Annotated in this window: 15 protein-coding genes; 5 read left to right on the top strand and 10 right to left on the bottom strand. The window is 68.2% G+C overall.

Features of this window, described 5'->3' with window-relative positions; translation table 11 throughout:
• Nucleotides 1–65: 65 nt before the first annotated feature.
• On the top strand, nt 66–1163 hold the full coding sequence (locus tag E3T19_RS03310) for an ABC transporter ATP-binding protein (RefSeq protein ID WP_088457049.1): 1098 nt from the start codon (nt 66–68) through the stop codon (nt 1161–1163).
• A 153-nt stretch (nt 1164–1316) separates the two neighbouring features.
• Nucleotides 1317–2627, top strand: a complete 1311-nt coding sequence (locus E3T19_RS03305) for a DUF4032 domain-containing protein (RefSeq protein ID WP_103459227.1) — start codon at nt 1317–1319, stop codon at nt 2625–2627.
• A gap of 329 nt (nt 2628–2956) precedes the next feature.
• Here E3T19_RS03305 and rlmB read toward each other — a convergent pair whose 3' ends face one another.
• The 4 genes from rlmB to E3T19_RS03285 all read right to left on the bottom strand — a co-directional run bounded on the left by rlmB (nt 2957) and on the right by E3T19_RS03285 (nt 7320).
• On the bottom strand, nt 2957–4054 hold the full coding sequence (rlmB, locus tag E3T19_RS03300; RefSeq protein WP_088457051.1) for a 23S rRNA (guanosine(2251)-2'-O)-methyltransferase RlmB: 1098 nt from the start codon (nt 4052–4054) through the stop codon (nt 2957–2959).
• Nucleotides 4054–5469, bottom strand: a complete 1416-nt coding sequence (cysS, locus tag E3T19_RS03295) for a cysteine--tRNA ligase (RefSeq protein ID WP_088457052.1) — start codon at nt 5467–5469, stop codon at nt 4054–4056. Before cysS ends, rlmB begins: the two co-directional genes overlap by 1 nt.
• A complete protein-coding gene (gene ispD / locus E3T19_RS03290) occupies nt 5466–6719 on the bottom strand; it encodes a 2-C-methyl-D-erythritol 4-phosphate cytidylyltransferase (RefSeq protein ID WP_088457053.1) in 1254 nt (417 codons plus the stop codon). Before ispD ends, cysS begins: the two co-directional genes overlap by 4 nt.
• Before the next feature lie 118 nt (nt 6720–6837).
• Complete coding sequence (locus E3T19_RS03285) at nt 6838–7320, bottom strand: CarD family transcriptional regulator (RefSeq protein ID WP_088457054.1); 483 nt, start codon at nt 7318–7320, stop codon at nt 6838–6840.
• 192 nt (nt 7321–7512) lie between these two features.
• On the opposite strand from E3T19_RS03285, the gene E3T19_RS03280 reads away from it, so the two are divergent.
• On the top strand, nt 7513–8055 hold the full coding sequence (locus tag E3T19_RS03280) for a hypothetical protein (RefSeq protein WP_088457055.1): 543 nt from the start codon (nt 7513–7515) through the stop codon (nt 8053–8055).
• Nucleotides 8056–8139: 84 nt separating this feature from the next.
• Here the strand turns inward: E3T19_RS03280 and E3T19_RS03275 are convergent, their stop codons facing one another.
• The gene (locus tag E3T19_RS03275) at nt 8140–8820 is read right to left on the bottom strand and encodes a response regulator transcription factor (protein ID WP_088457056.1); all 681 of its coding nucleotides are present in this window, start codon (nt 8818–8820) and stop codon (nt 8140–8142) included.
• Nucleotides 8817–9971: a cell wall metabolism sensor histidine kinase WalK gene (locus tag E3T19_RS03270; RefSeq protein WP_134408118.1), complete on the bottom strand. Its 1155-nt coding sequence runs from the start codon at nt 9969–9971 to the stop codon at nt 8817–8819. Before E3T19_RS03270 ends, E3T19_RS03275 begins: the two co-directional genes overlap by 4 nt.
• A 183-nt stretch (nt 9972–10154) precedes the next feature.
• Here E3T19_RS03270 and phoU point away from each other — a divergent pair, with 183 nt between their 5' ends.
• On the top strand, nt 10155–10814 hold the full coding sequence (phoU, locus tag E3T19_RS03265; protein ID WP_088457058.1) for a phosphate signaling complex protein PhoU: 660 nt from the start codon (nt 10155–10157) through the stop codon (nt 10812–10814).
• 60 nt (nt 10815–10874) lie between these two features.
• On the opposite strand, the gene E3T19_RS03260 is transcribed toward phoU, so the two are convergent.
• Both E3T19_RS03260 and E3T19_RS03255 read right to left on the bottom strand, forming a co-directional pair.
• Entirely contained in the window at nt 10875–11624 is a 750-nt protein-coding gene (locus E3T19_RS03260) for a phosphoglyceromutase (RefSeq protein ID WP_088457059.1), read from the bottom strand.
• Between the two features lie 76 nt (nt 11625–11700).
• The gene (locus tag E3T19_RS03255) at nt 11701–12885 is read right to left on the bottom strand and encodes a folate-binding protein YgfZ (protein WP_134408117.1); all 1185 of its coding nucleotides are present in this window, start codon (nt 12883–12885) and stop codon (nt 11701–11703) included.
• 157 nt (nt 12886–13042) lie between these two features.
• Between E3T19_RS03255 and E3T19_RS03250 the strand changes: the two genes are divergently transcribed.
• The gene (locus tag E3T19_RS03250; RefSeq protein ID WP_088457061.1) at nt 13043–13687 is read left to right on the top strand and encodes a Pr6Pr family membrane protein; all 645 of its coding nucleotides are present in this window, start codon (nt 13043–13045) and stop codon (nt 13685–13687) included.
• Here E3T19_RS03250 and E3T19_RS03245 read toward each other — a convergent pair.
• Together E3T19_RS03245 and E3T19_RS03240 are read right to left on the bottom strand one after the other, a co-directional pair.
• The gene (locus E3T19_RS03245; RefSeq protein WP_103459220.1) at nt 13671–14309 is read right to left on the bottom strand and encodes an FABP family protein; all 639 of its coding nucleotides are present in this window, start codon (nt 14307–14309) and stop codon (nt 13671–13673) included. The two genes, E3T19_RS03250 and E3T19_RS03245, sit on opposite strands and share 17 nt — an antisense overlap.
• A 171-nt stretch (nt 14310–14480) precedes the next feature.
• A complete protein-coding gene (locus E3T19_RS03240; RefSeq protein WP_088457063.1) occupies nt 14481–14717 on the bottom strand; it encodes a hypothetical protein in 237 nt (78 codons plus the stop codon).
• Between the last annotated feature and the right edge of the window lie 40 nt (nt 14718–14757).

Genomic DNA, 14757 nt, shown 5'->3' with positions numbered 1-14757 from the left:
GACATAAATCCCATCACAACGGATCGTCCGGCACGTACCTGCCGGTGAAGGAGAATAACGAAATAATGGCTTCAGTAACCTTTGACAAGGCCACCCGTCTGTACCCGGGTTCCACCCGCCCCGCGGTCGATCACCTCGACCTGTCGGTCGCCGATGGTGAGTTCCTCGTCCTGGTCGGCCCGTCCGGCTGTGGAAAGTCCACCTCGCTGCGCATGCTCGCCGGCCTCGAAGAGGTCAACGACGGCGACATCTTCATCGGCGAGCGCAACGTCACCGACGTTCCCCCGAAGGACCGTGACATCGCCATGGTCTTCCAGAACTACGCCCTGTACCCGCACATGACCGTCGCAGAGAACATGGGCTTCGCGCTCAAGATCGCCGGCGTCAACAAGGACGAGCGCGCCACCCGCGTTCTCGAAGCCGCCAAGCTGCTCGACCTCGAGCCTTACCTCAGCCGCAAGCCGAAGGCCCTCTCCGGTGGCCAGCGTCAGCGTGTTGCCATGGGTCGCGCCATCGTGCGTCAGCCTCAGGTGTTCCTCATGGACGAGCCGCTGTCGAACCTCGACGCCAAGCTGCGCGTGCAGACCCGCACCCAGATCGCGTCGCTGCAGCGTCGCCTGGGCGTCACCACCGTCTACGTCACCCACGACCAGACCGAGGCGCTCACCATGGGTGACCGCATCGCTGTCCTCAAGGATGGCGTCCTGCAGCAGGTCGGCACCCCGCGCGACCTGTACGCCAAGCCGAACAACGTCTTCGTTGCCGGCTTCATCGGCAGCCCGGCCATGAACCTGTTCCTGGCCGACGCCGTCGACGGCGGCATCAAGTTCGGCACCGCGACGGTCCCCGTATCCCGCGAGACGCTGTCCGGAGCCAACGGCCCCAAGGTCACCATCGGAGTGCGCCCCGAGGACATCCAGCTGTCGACCACGATGGGCGAAGGCCTCGCCGTTGACGTCGACCTGGTCGAGGAGCTCGGCGCCGACGGTTACCTGTACGGCCACTCCACCGTCGAGGGCAAGCGCACCGACATCGTCGCCCGCGTCGATGGCCGTTCGCACCCGTCGGCCGGCGACACCGTCTACCTGACCACGACGCCGAACCACCTGCACGTGTTCAACGCAGAGTCCGGTCTCCGTCTCGGCGGCGCCGTCACCGACTAAGCACTGATCGACAAACTCGACCGCCGGCAGTTTCGGCGGTCGAGTTTGTCATATCGGCGCCCGGGTTCCCCGGCGCCTTTTCCTCGTCTTCGTGCCGATTCCGGCCGGGGCGGCTTGCGGCCCTGACGGGCCTTTTCGATAGTTAGGCTCCTCATGAGCGGTTCTCTCAACATCACCTCCGCCACGGCCGATCCGGCCCTGCTCGATCTCCCCTGGAACGTTCCGCTGGATGCCTGGCCGAACGAGAACATCGCCTCGCTGCCCAAGGGCCTCTCCCGGCACCTGGTGCGCTTCGCCCACCTCAGTGGCCGTGTCGTGGCCATCAAGGAGACCACCAGTGAGATGGCCAAGCGCGAGTACGAGATGCTCCGCACCCTGCAGAGCCTGGAAATTCCCTGCGTCGAACCGCTCGCGGTGATCACCAACCGCACCGACGAAGACGGTGACCCGCTCAACTCGGTGCTGGTGACCCGGCACCTCAAATTCTCGCTGCCCTACCGGGCGCTGTACTCCCAGGCCCTGCGCCCGGATACGGCCACCCGCCTCGTCGATGCCCTCGCCCTGCTGCTGGTGCGCGTGCACATGGTTGGCCTGTTCTGGGGTGACGTGTCGCTGTCCAACACCCTCTTCCGCCGGGACGCCGGGGCGTTCGCGGCCTACCTCGTCGACGCCGAGACCGGGCAGCTCTACCCCGGCGGCCTGTCGAACGGGCAGCGCGAGAACGACCTCGAAATCGCTCGGGTGAACATCGCCGGCGAACTGATGGACCTCGAGGCCGGCGGCCGCGTGGCCGACGAGCTCGACCCTGTGAACGTGAGCAACGGCATCGTCGCGGCCTACCGGCTGCTGTGGAAGGAACTCACCGGATCCGAGTCCTTCGCCAGCAGCGAGCGCTGGCGCATCACCGAGCGCGTGGAACGCCTCAACCACCTCGGTTTCGACATCGAGGAACTCGCGATCAAGACCGACGAGAACGGCACGACAGTGCGCATCCAGCCCAAGGTCGTCGACGCCGGCCACCACCAGCGCCGGCTGCTGCGCCTAACCGGCCTCGACGCCGAGGAGAACCAGGCCCGCCGCCTGCTCAACGACCTCGACTCCTACGGGGTCGCCTACGGCAACCCCGATGCCGACGAGGAGATGATGGCGCACGAGTGGCTGGTGCGGGTCTTCGAGCCCGTCGTGCGCGCCATCCCGCGTGAGCTCAAGGGCAAGCTCGAGCCCGCCGAGGTGTTCCACCAGCTGCTGGACCACCGCTGGTACATGGCGCAGAACGCGAACCGGGACATTCCGCTGGCCGAGGCCGTCACCTCGTACGTTCAGGATGTGCTGCGTCACCGCCGCGACGAAGCCACCGTCATCGACCCGCCCACCACGCCGATCGAGGTGCAGGAAGGCGACGACGACGACCTCGAGTCTGACGAGGTCGGCGCCGACGCCGACGATTGGCGCCTGAACGTCTAACACAGCCCCATGAGTTGCGCCAGAATGCCCCTTCGGCAGGTCCGAAGGGGCATTTTGCGCGTTCTGGCGACACTTGGCTGCGCCGACTTGCGCCCAAAGACCCCTTCGGATGCTCCCTAGGGACACTTTGCGGCAACTCACGCATCTGGGCCCACGAAGTGGCGCCCGCAGGGTCTCCGGGACGGGACGCGCGGCACCCACCGAAGCACCCGCATCCATAATCAGCACGCCCTGAACCGGGCCACAGCACCTCCACCACCAACAAGAAACGGCGCAGACCGACCCCGAAGGGACGATCCACGCCGTTCTCAGACGAACAACCTGGCGGGTTAGGCCTCCGCCGCCGCGGCAGCCTTGGCGACCTTGGCCGCGAGGGCCTCGGCGCGCAGCTTGGAGATCTCGTACAGGGTGACACCGGCGGCGATTCCGGCGTTCAGCGACTCGGTGTTCGCGTTGATCGGGATCGACACGATGGCGTCGCAGGTCTCGGTGACGAGGCGGGACAGGCCCTTGCCCTCGCTGCCGACGACCACGACGATGGGACGCTCGGCATAGCCGAGGCCCAGCTCGGGCAGCTCGGTGTCGCCGCCGCCGTCGAGGCCGATCACGAGCATGCCGCGCTCCTTGAGCGCCTTGAGCGTCTGGGTGAGGTTGGGAGCCATGGCCACGGGCAGACGGGCGGCCGCACCGGCCGAGGTCTTCCAGGCCGACGCGGTCACGCCGACGGAACGCCGCTGCGGCACGATGACGCCGTGGCCGCCGAACGCCGCGGTGGAGCGGATGATCGCACCCAGGTTGCGCGGGTCGGTGATGCCGTCCAGCGCCACGAACAGCGGCTTGTGGCCGCGGCTGATGGTGAGGTCGAGCAGCTCGATCGGGTGCGCGTACTCGTACGCGGGCACCTTGAGCGCGAGGCCTTGGTGCACGGCGTCCTTACCGGAGAGCCGGTCGATTTCGGGGCGCATGACCTCGAGCACCGGGATGTTGCGGGTCGTGGCGAGCTTGAGGACTTCCTTGACCCGGTCATCCATTTCGATGCGGGTGGCCACGTACAGCGCCGACGCGGGGATCTTGGCGCGCAGCGCCTCGAGCACCGAGTTGCGGCCGGTGACGACCTCGAACTCGGCATCCGACTTTGCCTTGCGGGTAGACGAACCGCCGCCGCCGGTGTTGCCGGTTCCGGTGTTGCGGCCGGTGCGCGGGGCACCGGAGCCGCCCGGGGCGCGGCTGCGGCCGCCGCCGGCCGCGGCGAAGCGGTCCTTGGCGGCCTTGGCCTTACCGGCGGGGTGGTACGGACGGTCTTCGGCCTTGGGGGTGGGCTTCTTGCCCTCGAGAGCCTGACGGCCCTGGCCGCCGGAACCGACCTGCGGTCCCCTGCTGCCCTTGCGCACCGCGCCGGTGCGCGACTTGCGATCTGTGTTCTTCATCAGTCAAAACTCCAATGTGCACCCGACGGGGTGTCTTCGATGGTAATGCCGGCGGCGACGAGCTCGTCCCGGATACGGTCTGCAGCCGCGTAATCGCGGCTCTGCCTGGCGGTCTCCCGGTCGTCGAGCAGGCGCTCGACGAGGGCGGTGAGGGCCACCATGGCGGGTTCATCTGTCGCGACGGCCCAGCCGGGCGACAGGGGGTTGATGCCGAGGACTTCGCTCATCGCGAGAACCTGACCGCGCGCGGCCGCGGCCGCGTGCAGGTCCTCGGCGTCGAGGGCCGCGTTGCCGGCGCGCACGGTGTCGTGCAGCACGCCGAGCGCCTGCGGAACTGCGAGGTCGTCGTCCATGGCCGTGGCGAAGTCATCCGGCACGATCTCGACGCCGGAGCCGGCGAAGCGGGTGTCGGCCAGGCGCCGGTCGGCGCGGTCGAGGAAGCTCTCAATGCGTTCGAGGGCGGCCTCGGCCTCGGCCAGCGACCCCTCGTGGAAGTCGAGGGTGGACCTATAGTGCGCGGCGCCGAGGTAGTAGCGCACCACGATGGCGCGGGCCTGGTCGAGCAGCTCGGCCGCGTAGACCGAGTTGCCCAGCGACTTGGACATCTTCTGGCCGTTGGTGTTGACCAGGCCGTTGTGCACCCAGAAGTTCGCGAAACCGTCACCGGCCGCATTGGACTGGGCCAGCTCGTTCTCGTGGTGCGGGAAGCGCAGGTCGAGGCCGCCACCGTGGATGTCGAACTGCGGGCCGAGGTAACGAGCGGCCATGGCGGAGCATTCGATGTGCCAGCCGGGCCGGCCGGTTCCCCACGGGGAGACCCAGCCCGCCGAGGCAGGTTCGTCGGCCTTGTGACCCTTCCAGAGGGCGAAGTCGCGCGCGTCGCGCTTGCCGCGCGGGTCGGCGTCGGTGGCCGCTTCCATGTTGTCGGGGTTCTGCCGGGTCAGCTCGCCGTACGCGGGCCAGCTGCGGGTGTCGAAGTACACGTCGCCGGAGTCGTCGGCGGCCGGGTAGGCGTGCCCGTTGTCGATGAGGCGGCCGATGATGTCCTGCATCTCCTGCACACTCGCGGTGGCGCGGGGTTCGTAGGTGGGCGCCAGGATGCCCAGCTTCTGGTAACCGGCGGTGAACTCGAGCTCGAAGCGGTAGGCGAGCGCCCACCACTGCTCGGTGGTGCCCGCAGCGTTCAGGAGGATCTTGTCGTCGATGTCGGTGACGTTGCGGATGAAGGTGACATCGTTGCCGCGGTAGCTGAGCCAGCGGCGCAGCTGGTCATAGACCAGGGCGCTGCGCAGGTGACCGATGTGCGGCGACGACTGCACGGTGGGTCCGCAGACGTAGATTCCCACCTTGCCCGGAACGATCGGCAGGAAATCGCGAAGGGTCTGGGCCTTCGAGTCGTATAGTCGCATGCTCACTGGTTCAGTTTAGGCGAGGGTCGGTCGGATGCTCGGGTGGGGCTGATCGGGTGAAGCAGTGCGGTGGCCAGGGCGGCGATGCCCTCGCCGCGTCCGGTGAAGCCCAGAGCGTCGGTGGTGGTCGCCGATACCGACACCGGGGCGTGCAGGATGCCGGTGAGCAGTTCCTGGGCTTCGATCCGGCGAGGGGCGAGCTTGGGGCGGTTGCCGATGATCTGCACCGTCACGTTGCCGACCCTGTAGCCGGCCTCGGTGACCAGGCGCAGGGTCTCGGTGAGGAACACCTCGCCGTGTGCGTCGGTGAGGCGGGGGTCTGCGGTGCCGAAGACCTGGCCGATGTCGCCCAGCCCCGCGGCGGCGAGCATGGCGTCGCAGATGGCGTGCACGGCGGCGTCACCGTCGCTGTGCCCGGACAGGCCCCGCTCCCCCGGCCAGTGCAGGCCGGCCAGCCACAGGTCGCTGGTGTCATCGAAGGCGTGCACGTCCAGCCCCGTACCCACCCGCGGGTCGGTGGATGCCGGTGCGCCGACGTCGTCGCGGAGCAGGAGTTCGGCGCGGCGCAGGTCCCAGGCGGTCGTGACCTTGAATGCCAACGGGTCACCGGGGATGACGCTGACGGTGTTGCCGGATGCGGCGACCAGCGCCGCGTCGTCGGTGAGATCCTGCGCATCCGCTGACGGCAGGGTCGCGGCCCAGGCGAAGGCGGCGTCGAGCATGGCGCGGGGAAAGCCCTGCGGGGTCTGCACGGCGGAGAGCTGTGACCTGTCGACGGTGCCCAGGATGGTGGCAGCCGCGTCGACGCTCTTGATGGTGTCCACCACGGGAAGACCGGGCACAATTCCGTGGCCGGTGCTGCGGACGGCGGCCACCACGGCGTCGATCAGGGCTGCGGGGGTCAGCGCTCTGGCGGCGTCGTGCACGAGCACCACGGTGGCACCGGACCGCACCACGGCGAGCCCGCGGGCCACGGATGCCTGCCGGGTGTCGCCGCCGGCGACGACGTCGAGGTACCAGGCGGCGGGGCCGGCGACGCGGCCGGCGATGGTCCTGGTCTCGGCCAGGTGCGTCTCGGGCGCCACCACGATGACCTGGGCCGGTTCGTTCAGGCCGAACACGCCGGCGAGGGCGTGCTCGAGGATGCTGCGGTCCCCCAGCGGCACGAACGCCTTGGGCTGGTCTCTGCCGAGCCGGCTGCCGCTGCCGGCGGCGACGACGATGACCGCGACGGCGGATACCGGGAATTCAGTCATGTCTGGAGGCTATCTGGTGGGGCGCGGTGACGCAGGGTGGAAAGGGCTGGGTGAGGCTGGGGCTGAACGTGCGAAAGGCGGCACCGCGGGGTGCCGCCTGTCGTTGGAACAGGATCTTCTACGAGGCGAGCACCTCATCGAGCACGGTTGATGCCTGGTCCTCGTCGGTCTTCTCGGCCAGGGCCAGTTCGGAGATGAGGATCTGCCGCGCCTTCGCGAGCATCCGCTTCTCCCCGGCTGACAGGCCGCGGTCCTGATCCCGGCGCCACAGGTCGCGCACGACCTCGGACACCTTGATGACGTCGCCGCTGGCAAGTTTCTCCAGGTTGGCCTTGTACCGGCGTGACCAGTTGGTGGGTTCTTCGGTGAACGGAGCGCGCAGGACCTCGAAGACCCGGTCGAGGCCGTCCTGACCGATCACGTCGCGCACACCGACAAGATCGACGTTCTCGGCGGGCACCTCGATGGTGAGGTCCCCCTGGGTGACGTTGAGTTTCAAATACAGTTTTTCTTCACCCTTGATGATGCGAGTTTTCACCTCGGTGATCGTCGCAGCGCCGTGGTGGGGATAAACGACTGTTTCGCCGACTTCAAATAACATGTATTGATATCCCTTCAGCAACGTCTATGATACCACCCCTCCCCGGCACCCTTTTGAGGGGATATTCGCGGCTCATCAGGGTCCGCCCTGCCCGGCACGATTCCGTAAGGTAAACTCGAGCCAAATCTGCAGCGTTCACGCCACTTGGGCTGAACGCTGAACTCTTGTGGAGGTCTTGTGAGAGCGCGAACCATGGCAACCGTCGTAGTGGCGGCCGGCATCCTGTTGGGCACCAGCGGATGCAATCTGTTCGCCCCCCAGGCGACGACCATCCAGTACGACGCCAGCGACGGCGTCAGCGGGGACCTGGGCGACTTGGCCATCCGCAACGCGATGCTGATCACCGAGGACGGTGAGAACGCCAACCTCGTCGTGCACGTGGTGAACAGCGCCGACGAAGACATCGAGCTGCTCGTGCAGTACGAGGGTGTCGACGAAAAGGTCGACACGACCCTGACGATCGACGCCAACGCGACCACCGAGATCGGGATCCCCGGTGGCGAGAGTGTCGCCGTCCAGAACCTCAACGCAACAGCGGGTTCGCTGTTCCCGGTGTACTTCCAGTACGGCGACCTGACCGGCCTCGAGCTTCTCGTGCCGGTGCTCGACGGCACCCTGGCGGAGTACTCCACCCTGGTGCCCACCGAACCTCCGGTTCCCACGGTGACACCGACGGAGCCCGCCGCCGAGGTCCCGGCGCCCGCGGCGACCCCGGAAGCCACCACGGCCCCGTAACTTCCGCGAACCGCATCACAATGCCCCGTGACCTTGGGTCACGGGGCATTCTGATGTTTCAGGGGCGGATGGCCGCCCGGCGGGTCAGGCCTCGAAGCGGTAGCCGAGCCCGCGCACGGTGACGAGCATCGTGGGCTCCGACGGCGTCGCCTCGATGCGCGAGCGGATGCGCTTGATGTGCACGTCGAGGGTCTTGGTGTCACCGAAGTAGTCGGTGCCCCAGACGCGGTCGATCAGCTGCCCGCGGGTAAGCACCCGGCCGGCGTTGCGCAGCAGGAACTCGAGCAGCTCGAATTCCTTCAGCGGCATGTTCACCACGGCGCCGGACACCGACACCGTGTGCCGTTCGATGTCCATCCGCACGGTGCCGGCGGCGAGGACGCCGTCATCCTCTTCGGCCGGATCGGTGTGCCGGCGCGACACAGCCCGGATGCGCGCGAGCAGCTCCCGGGTCGAGTACGGCTTGGTGACGTAGTCGTCGGCGCCCAGCTCGAGCCCCACCACGATGTCCACCTCGGAGTCCTTGGCGGTCAGCATGATGATCGGCACCGCGGAGCGGGTGCGGATCTCCCGGCACACCTCGGTGCCGGGGAGGCCGGGGAGCATGAGGTCCAGCAGCACCAGATCGGCACCGGCCTTGTCGAATTCGGCGAGGGCGCTCGGGCCGTCCTCGGCCACCGTCACCTCGTAGCCCTCCCGTTCCAGCAGGAAGCTCAGCGGCTCGCTCAGCGCCTGCTCGTCTTCAACAAGAAGGATTCGGGTCATGGGGTGTCTCCTGTCGCCGCTGGTGCGGGGTGGGTCGCCTCTGGCAGGCGAATGGTGAAGGTCGAACCATGGCCGGGCTGTGACCAGACCCGGATGTCGCCGCCATGGATCTGCACGACGTGCTTGACGATGGCCAGGCCGAGGCCGGTGCCGCCGGTGTTGCGGGACCGGGCCTGGTCGACGCGGAAGAACCTCTCGAAGATCCGGTCCAGGTCGCTCTCCGGGATGCCGACGCCCTGGTCGGTGACGGTGACCTGGATCACCCCTTCCGACACTCGTGCCCCCACGCCGACCCTGGAGCCCGGCGCCGAGTAGTGCACGGCATTGGCGACCAGGTTGTGCACGGCCATCACGAGCAGTCTCTCGTCGCCGTAGACCTTGGCGCGGGACTTCTTGCCCAACGCGATGGTGATGCGGTCGGCATCCGCCACGACCCGGTTCTGGTCGATGCCGGCGGCCACGATGTCGTCGATGTCGAGCAGTTCAGGTTCCCGGAGGGCGTCTTGGGCCTGCAGCCTGGAGAGTTCGATGATCTCCTGGGTGAGCCGGGCCAGCCGGCCGGCCTCGGTGGTGAGGCGGTCGGCGAAACGCCGCACCTGCACGGGCTCGTCGGCGGCGTGGCCGAGGGCCTCGGCGAGCAGCCCGACGGCGGCGATCGGGGTCTTCAGTTCGTGGCTGATGTTGGCGACGAAGTCCCGGCGCACCTCGTCGAGCCTGAACGCCTCGGTGCGGTCCTCCGCGAGCAGCAGCACGTAGCGGGAGCCCAGCCGGGCCAACCGCACCCGCAGGTGCATGCTCGCGTCGCCGAACGGGCCCCTGGAGAGCACCAGCTCCTCCGACACGGCCTCTCCGGTGCGGCGCACGCCGCGGGCCAGGTCCAGCAGCTCCGGATGGGCCAGCTGCTGGTTCACCACCAGCCCCATGTTCAACGCCCCCGGCGAGGACTTGATCACGTTGTTCGACGGGTCCAGCACCAGCCCGGCGCTCTCCAACGCGTCGAGAACCTGGTCTATGCCGTCCGGAACCGCCGGGTTGACCACCTCGGCGGCCCGCTTGCCGTGCCGTTCCGCGACATACAACAAGGTCACGAACCCGGCACCGACGGTGAGGCCCAGTGCCAGAGACAGCAACACAAGCCAGGTCGATTCCATTTCACCAGATTAGTGACTCTGGCACGAGTCGATCGCGACGGCAAGGGTGGGCACACGCTACTTTGGTAATTGTTCAGTCGCACGGCACCTGCCGTTAACCCTCGTTCGCCAATATTGTTCGGGGGCCAGGCGGGTCTCATGCGTTCGCGCGCTTTGGCGCGACCAGGAAGGACCACAGACACAATGCGAGAAGTATTTCAGCAAGAGCTCGCCGAGGTGCAGGACCGCCTCGCCGAGATCGCACGCCTCGTGGCCATCTCCATCGAGAAGGCCACCCAGGCTTTCAACAAGTCCGATGTGGCGCTGGCCGAAGAGGTCATCGCCGACGACGACAAGATCGACGCCCTCACCGTTGAGCTCGATGAGCTGGCCATCACCATCCTGGCCCGGCAGCAGCCGGTGGCCCGGGACCTGCGGATCGTCGTGAGCGCACTGCGCATCAGTGCATCGCTCGAGCGGATGGGCGACATGTCAACGCACATCTCGCAGCTGGCCAGGTACCGGTTCCCCGACAAGGTGATCCCCAAGAGCCTGCGCCCGACGTTCGCCGAGATGGGCGCTCTCGACGTGAAGATCGCGAAGATGCTCGCCGAGCTGCTCACCACCGAGGACATGCAGCTGGCCGAGGACATCCGCAACGAGGACGACAAGGTGGACGCGTTGCACCTGAGCGTGTTCGACGCCGTGCTCGGCGAGACATGGAAGGGCCAGGCCGCCGACACCGTCGACGCCACCCTCGCCAGCCGTTACCACGAGCGGTTCGCCGACCACGCGGTGTCGATCGCCAAGAAGGTGCAGTACCTGGGCACCGGCGACTGGCACCAGCCGACGCCGACCGAATAGGTCGCATCCGCACACGAAAAAGCCCCCGTCAGTGACGGGGGCTTTTTGTTGGGCTGTGGGTTACTTCTTACCCTGGGCCGCGACGGCGGCGGCGCCGGCTGCGGCAGCGGCGGGGTCGAGGTACTCGCCGGCGCCGATCGGCTTGAGGTCTTCGTCGAGGCGGTAGACGAGCGGGATGCCGGTGGGGATGTTCAGCTCGGCGATGTCGGCGTCGGAGACACCGTCGAGGTGCTTCACCAGGGCGCGCAGCGAGTTGCCGTGCGCGGTGACGAGCACGGTCTTGCCGGTGCGGAGGTCCGCGGCGATGTCGGACTCCCAGTACGGCAGCATCCGGGCGATGACGTCCTTGAGGCTTTCGGTGCGGGGCAGGTCGTCACCGAGGTCCGCGTAACGGGCGTCGTTGGCCTGGGACCACTCGGAGGAGTCGTCAAGCACGGGCGGCGGCACGTCGAACGAACGACGCCAGGTCTGGAACTGCTCCGGACCGTAGGTGGCGAGGGTCTCGGCCTTGTCCAGGCCCTGCAGAGCGCCGTAGTGGCGCTCGTTGAGACGCCAGGAGCGCTTGACGTCGATCCAGAGGCGGTCGGCCTCTTCGAGGGCGATGTTCGCGGTCTGGATCGCGCGGGTGAGCACGGAGGTGTGCAGGATGTCCGGCAGCAGACCGGACTCGGCCAGCAGCTCGCCGGCGCGCAGAGCCTCGGCCCGGCCCTGGTCGCTCAGACGCACATCCACCCAACCGGTGAAGAGGTTTTGCTGATTCCAGGTGCTGTTGCCGTGGCGGAGGAGGATGAGGGTATAGGGAGCAGACATGCTCCAACTCTAGCGAGGCGCACGCGGACACACCGTACCCGTCTGCGTGACGAAAGTCCCGCCGGATACCCCGCATTCAGCCGCGGGGAACCCGCACGCCCAACCGCGGCAACCGCGGGATCTCCGCCACGGACCCGGCCGACTCCGGCACGATGACCTCCTGGCTGGCGGTGATCGAGAGGCCCTGGGAGAGCACGTGCAGGGTCACCGTTCCCGGCACCGTGCGCTTGATGACGGCGAGGGCGATCGGTCCGAGCTCGTAGTGGATGGCGCTGGAGGTGATGGCGCCCACGGTGCGGCGCTCGGGTGCGGCGTTGGCGACGAACCTGTCGCCCTGCACCTCGTCGCCGTGCGCGGGCAACACCGAATCGGAACCGTCCAGGTGCAGCAGCACCAGCCGGCGCGGCGGGTGGCCGAGGTTGTGCACCTTCGCGACGGTCTCCTGACCGCGGTAGCAGCCCTTGTTCAGGTGCACGGCGCTGCGCAGCCAGTCCAGTTCGTGCGGGATCGTGCGCTCGTCGGCGTCCAGGGCGCCGCGGGGGCGCCAGGCAGCAATGCGCAGCGCCTCCAGGGCCAGGAGCCCCGCGGCCTGCACGGTGCCGGCGGCGATGGCGTCACGCAGGGCCGGCAACGCCGACCGCGGGATCAGGACCTCAGTCCAGTGCCAGGCGGCGCCGGGGTGGTCGGTGTCGGCGGCGTACTGCCAGCCGCCCGGAGCGACCTCTGACCACGGGTCGCGCCAGACCAAGGGCACCCCGTTCGGGCTCGCCGGGCCGAGCGGGAGCGCCGCGGGGTCTGCGGCCATGGTGCCGATGGTGGCGTAGGCGAGGGTGTGGTCCACCACCTGCACACGCAGGGTGAACCGCATCCGGTCGAGCCAGGCCTGCAGGCCGGGCAGCTCGGCGGCCTCGACGAGCAGCCAGCTCTCCACTCCGTCGTCGATCAGGGCGATGGCGTATTCGAGGTGGCCGGCGGGGTCGAGCAGCAGGGTCTCGGTGGACTGGCCGGGGGTGAGGCCGCGCAGCTCCTGGCTGGACATCGAGTTGAGCCAGGTGAGCCGGTCGGGGCCGGCGATGGAGAGCACCCCGCGGTGGGACAGGTCCACGATGGCCGTCCCGGCCAGCAGCTTGCGTTGTTCGGTGTTCGGGCTCCCGTAGTGCGCGGCGACGCCGACGTCGATGCCGTCGGCTTGCACGGCGCCGTCGAGTTCGAGAAGCGGCGACCCTGCGGCGGCTGCGAGCGGTTCGGCGGTGGTGGTCATCGAGCTCTCCTTCGGTGAATGCTCCGGGCGCCCTGCCGACGAGACCGCCTGAGCGCTGTCGACAGGGGGGAACTCCGGCCCATATGCTAGCCCAACGGTCTGAGCGGTCCCCCGTATTCCCCTCACGTCCCGGCCGTCACCCGGCAAGGAGCTATAAATGCGTCTTCCCGCCCGTTCGATCGCCGCACTCCGCCTCAGTGCGGCGGCACTGACCCTGATCGCCGTCGGCGCCACGTTCTTCTCCACGGCGTCGCGGGCCACCATCAACCCGTTCAACTTCTTCGGGTTCTTCACCATCCAGTCCAACCTCCTGGCGGCCGCCGCGCTGAGCGCCACCGCGGTGTTGGTGCTGCTCGGCCGGACGGCGCCGGCCTGGCTGGTCCTGGCCAGGGCGGCGACCACGGCATACATGATCGTCGTCGGCCTGGTCTACAACACCCTGCTTGTCGGCCTGCCCGGCGGCGTGGAGCTGCCCTGGGCGAATACCGTGCTGCACGTTGTCTTCCCGGTGTATTGCCTGCTCGATTGGGCGCTCGTGGCTGACCGGGGGCCGCTGCCGTGGCGCCGCCTGTGGGTGGTGCTGGTCTATCCGGTGCTCTGGTGCGCGGTTGTCCTGGTGCGCGGCGCGACGGACGGCTGGGTGCCGTACCCGTTCCTGAACCCGGTGACAGGGTACGGCTCGGTGCTGCTCTACGTGCTGCTGATCGCCGTGGCCGTCATCACGGCCGGCGCGGCGGTGTTCGGGCTCAGCCGGTTGCGCCCGGTCACGGTGCGCAGCGAGCCGGTCAGGACGCGCGGCTGAGCCGTCCGGACGCGTGCGATTGCAGGTCCTGGCCGAGCGCGGCGATGTCCCATGCCCAGAGCAGATGGCTGTCGACGAGGCCGTAGAGCCGGGTGGCGGCCGCGTACGGCTTGGCACCGCTGGTCTGCACGATGGCATCGGTGGCGAGATCGATGCGCGGACCCTTCACCTGGCCGAGGTAGAGCTCGATGATGCCGCCAGGATGCACCAGGCTCACCTCGATGTCGAAACCCCCGTCGGTGTTCCGCAGCGTCTCCACGGCTTCCGCGGTCTGGAACGGCGCCGGCCCGACACCGGGCAACAGGCCGGGGCCGGGGTCGCCGGCCTCCTGGGGGCGGCTGAGCCGCCAATAGCCGGTTTCGGTCATCAGCGGGACCGGTGCACCGGTCGGGGCGACGGTGCCGTCGGCATCCGGGTCGGCCGGTTCGGGCTCGAGCCAGGTATACGAGCTGTAGTTCAGGTGCGGCAGACCGTCGTGGCTGAAACTGATCCGGTGCCCGAACTCACGGGTGACCTTCTTGCCGTCAACTGTGTAGTCGAGGATCCCCGACCCCTCCCAGACGCCGATCAGCCACGACAGCGGAACGAGTTCGGACGGGAGGCCGACCGGAAGTTCGTACACGCTGGGTTACCGCTGGCCCCGGAACAGCTTGAACAGCACGATGCCGGATACCCAGGCGATCGACAGGCTGGCCAGCGCGAGGAGGCCCAGGAACAGGATTTCGAGTGCGAGCGTTGACATGCCCCAACTCTAGCCGTTGGCCGGCCGGAAGCCGCCAGGTGAGGCGAAGTGTTATACGAGGCCGATCAGGGCGAACAACCCCGTCGCGGCACCGAGAACGAGCACGGCACCCACCAGGCTGAGCGTGACTCTGTGCACGTAGCCTTCCTTCTGCCCCGTGGACAGTTGGGCGGCGAGGGTGAGGATCGTACAACCGGCCAGGGACAGGCTGACCCACACCAGCCGGTCCGCGGGGGCGACAAGGACGCCGGTCAGCACCGCACAGACGACGGCGACCAACCAAATCATCACTACACTCAAACGCTTCCAGCTCACTGTCCCATTCTGC

This window comes from Cryobacterium sp. TMT4-31 (genome assembly GCF_004403385.1).
Classification (GTDB): domain Bacteria; phylum Actinomycetota; class Actinomycetes; order Actinomycetales; family Microbacteriaceae; genus Cryobacterium; species Cryobacterium zongtaii.
This window is presented reverse-complemented; position numbering and strand designations above follow the sequence as displayed.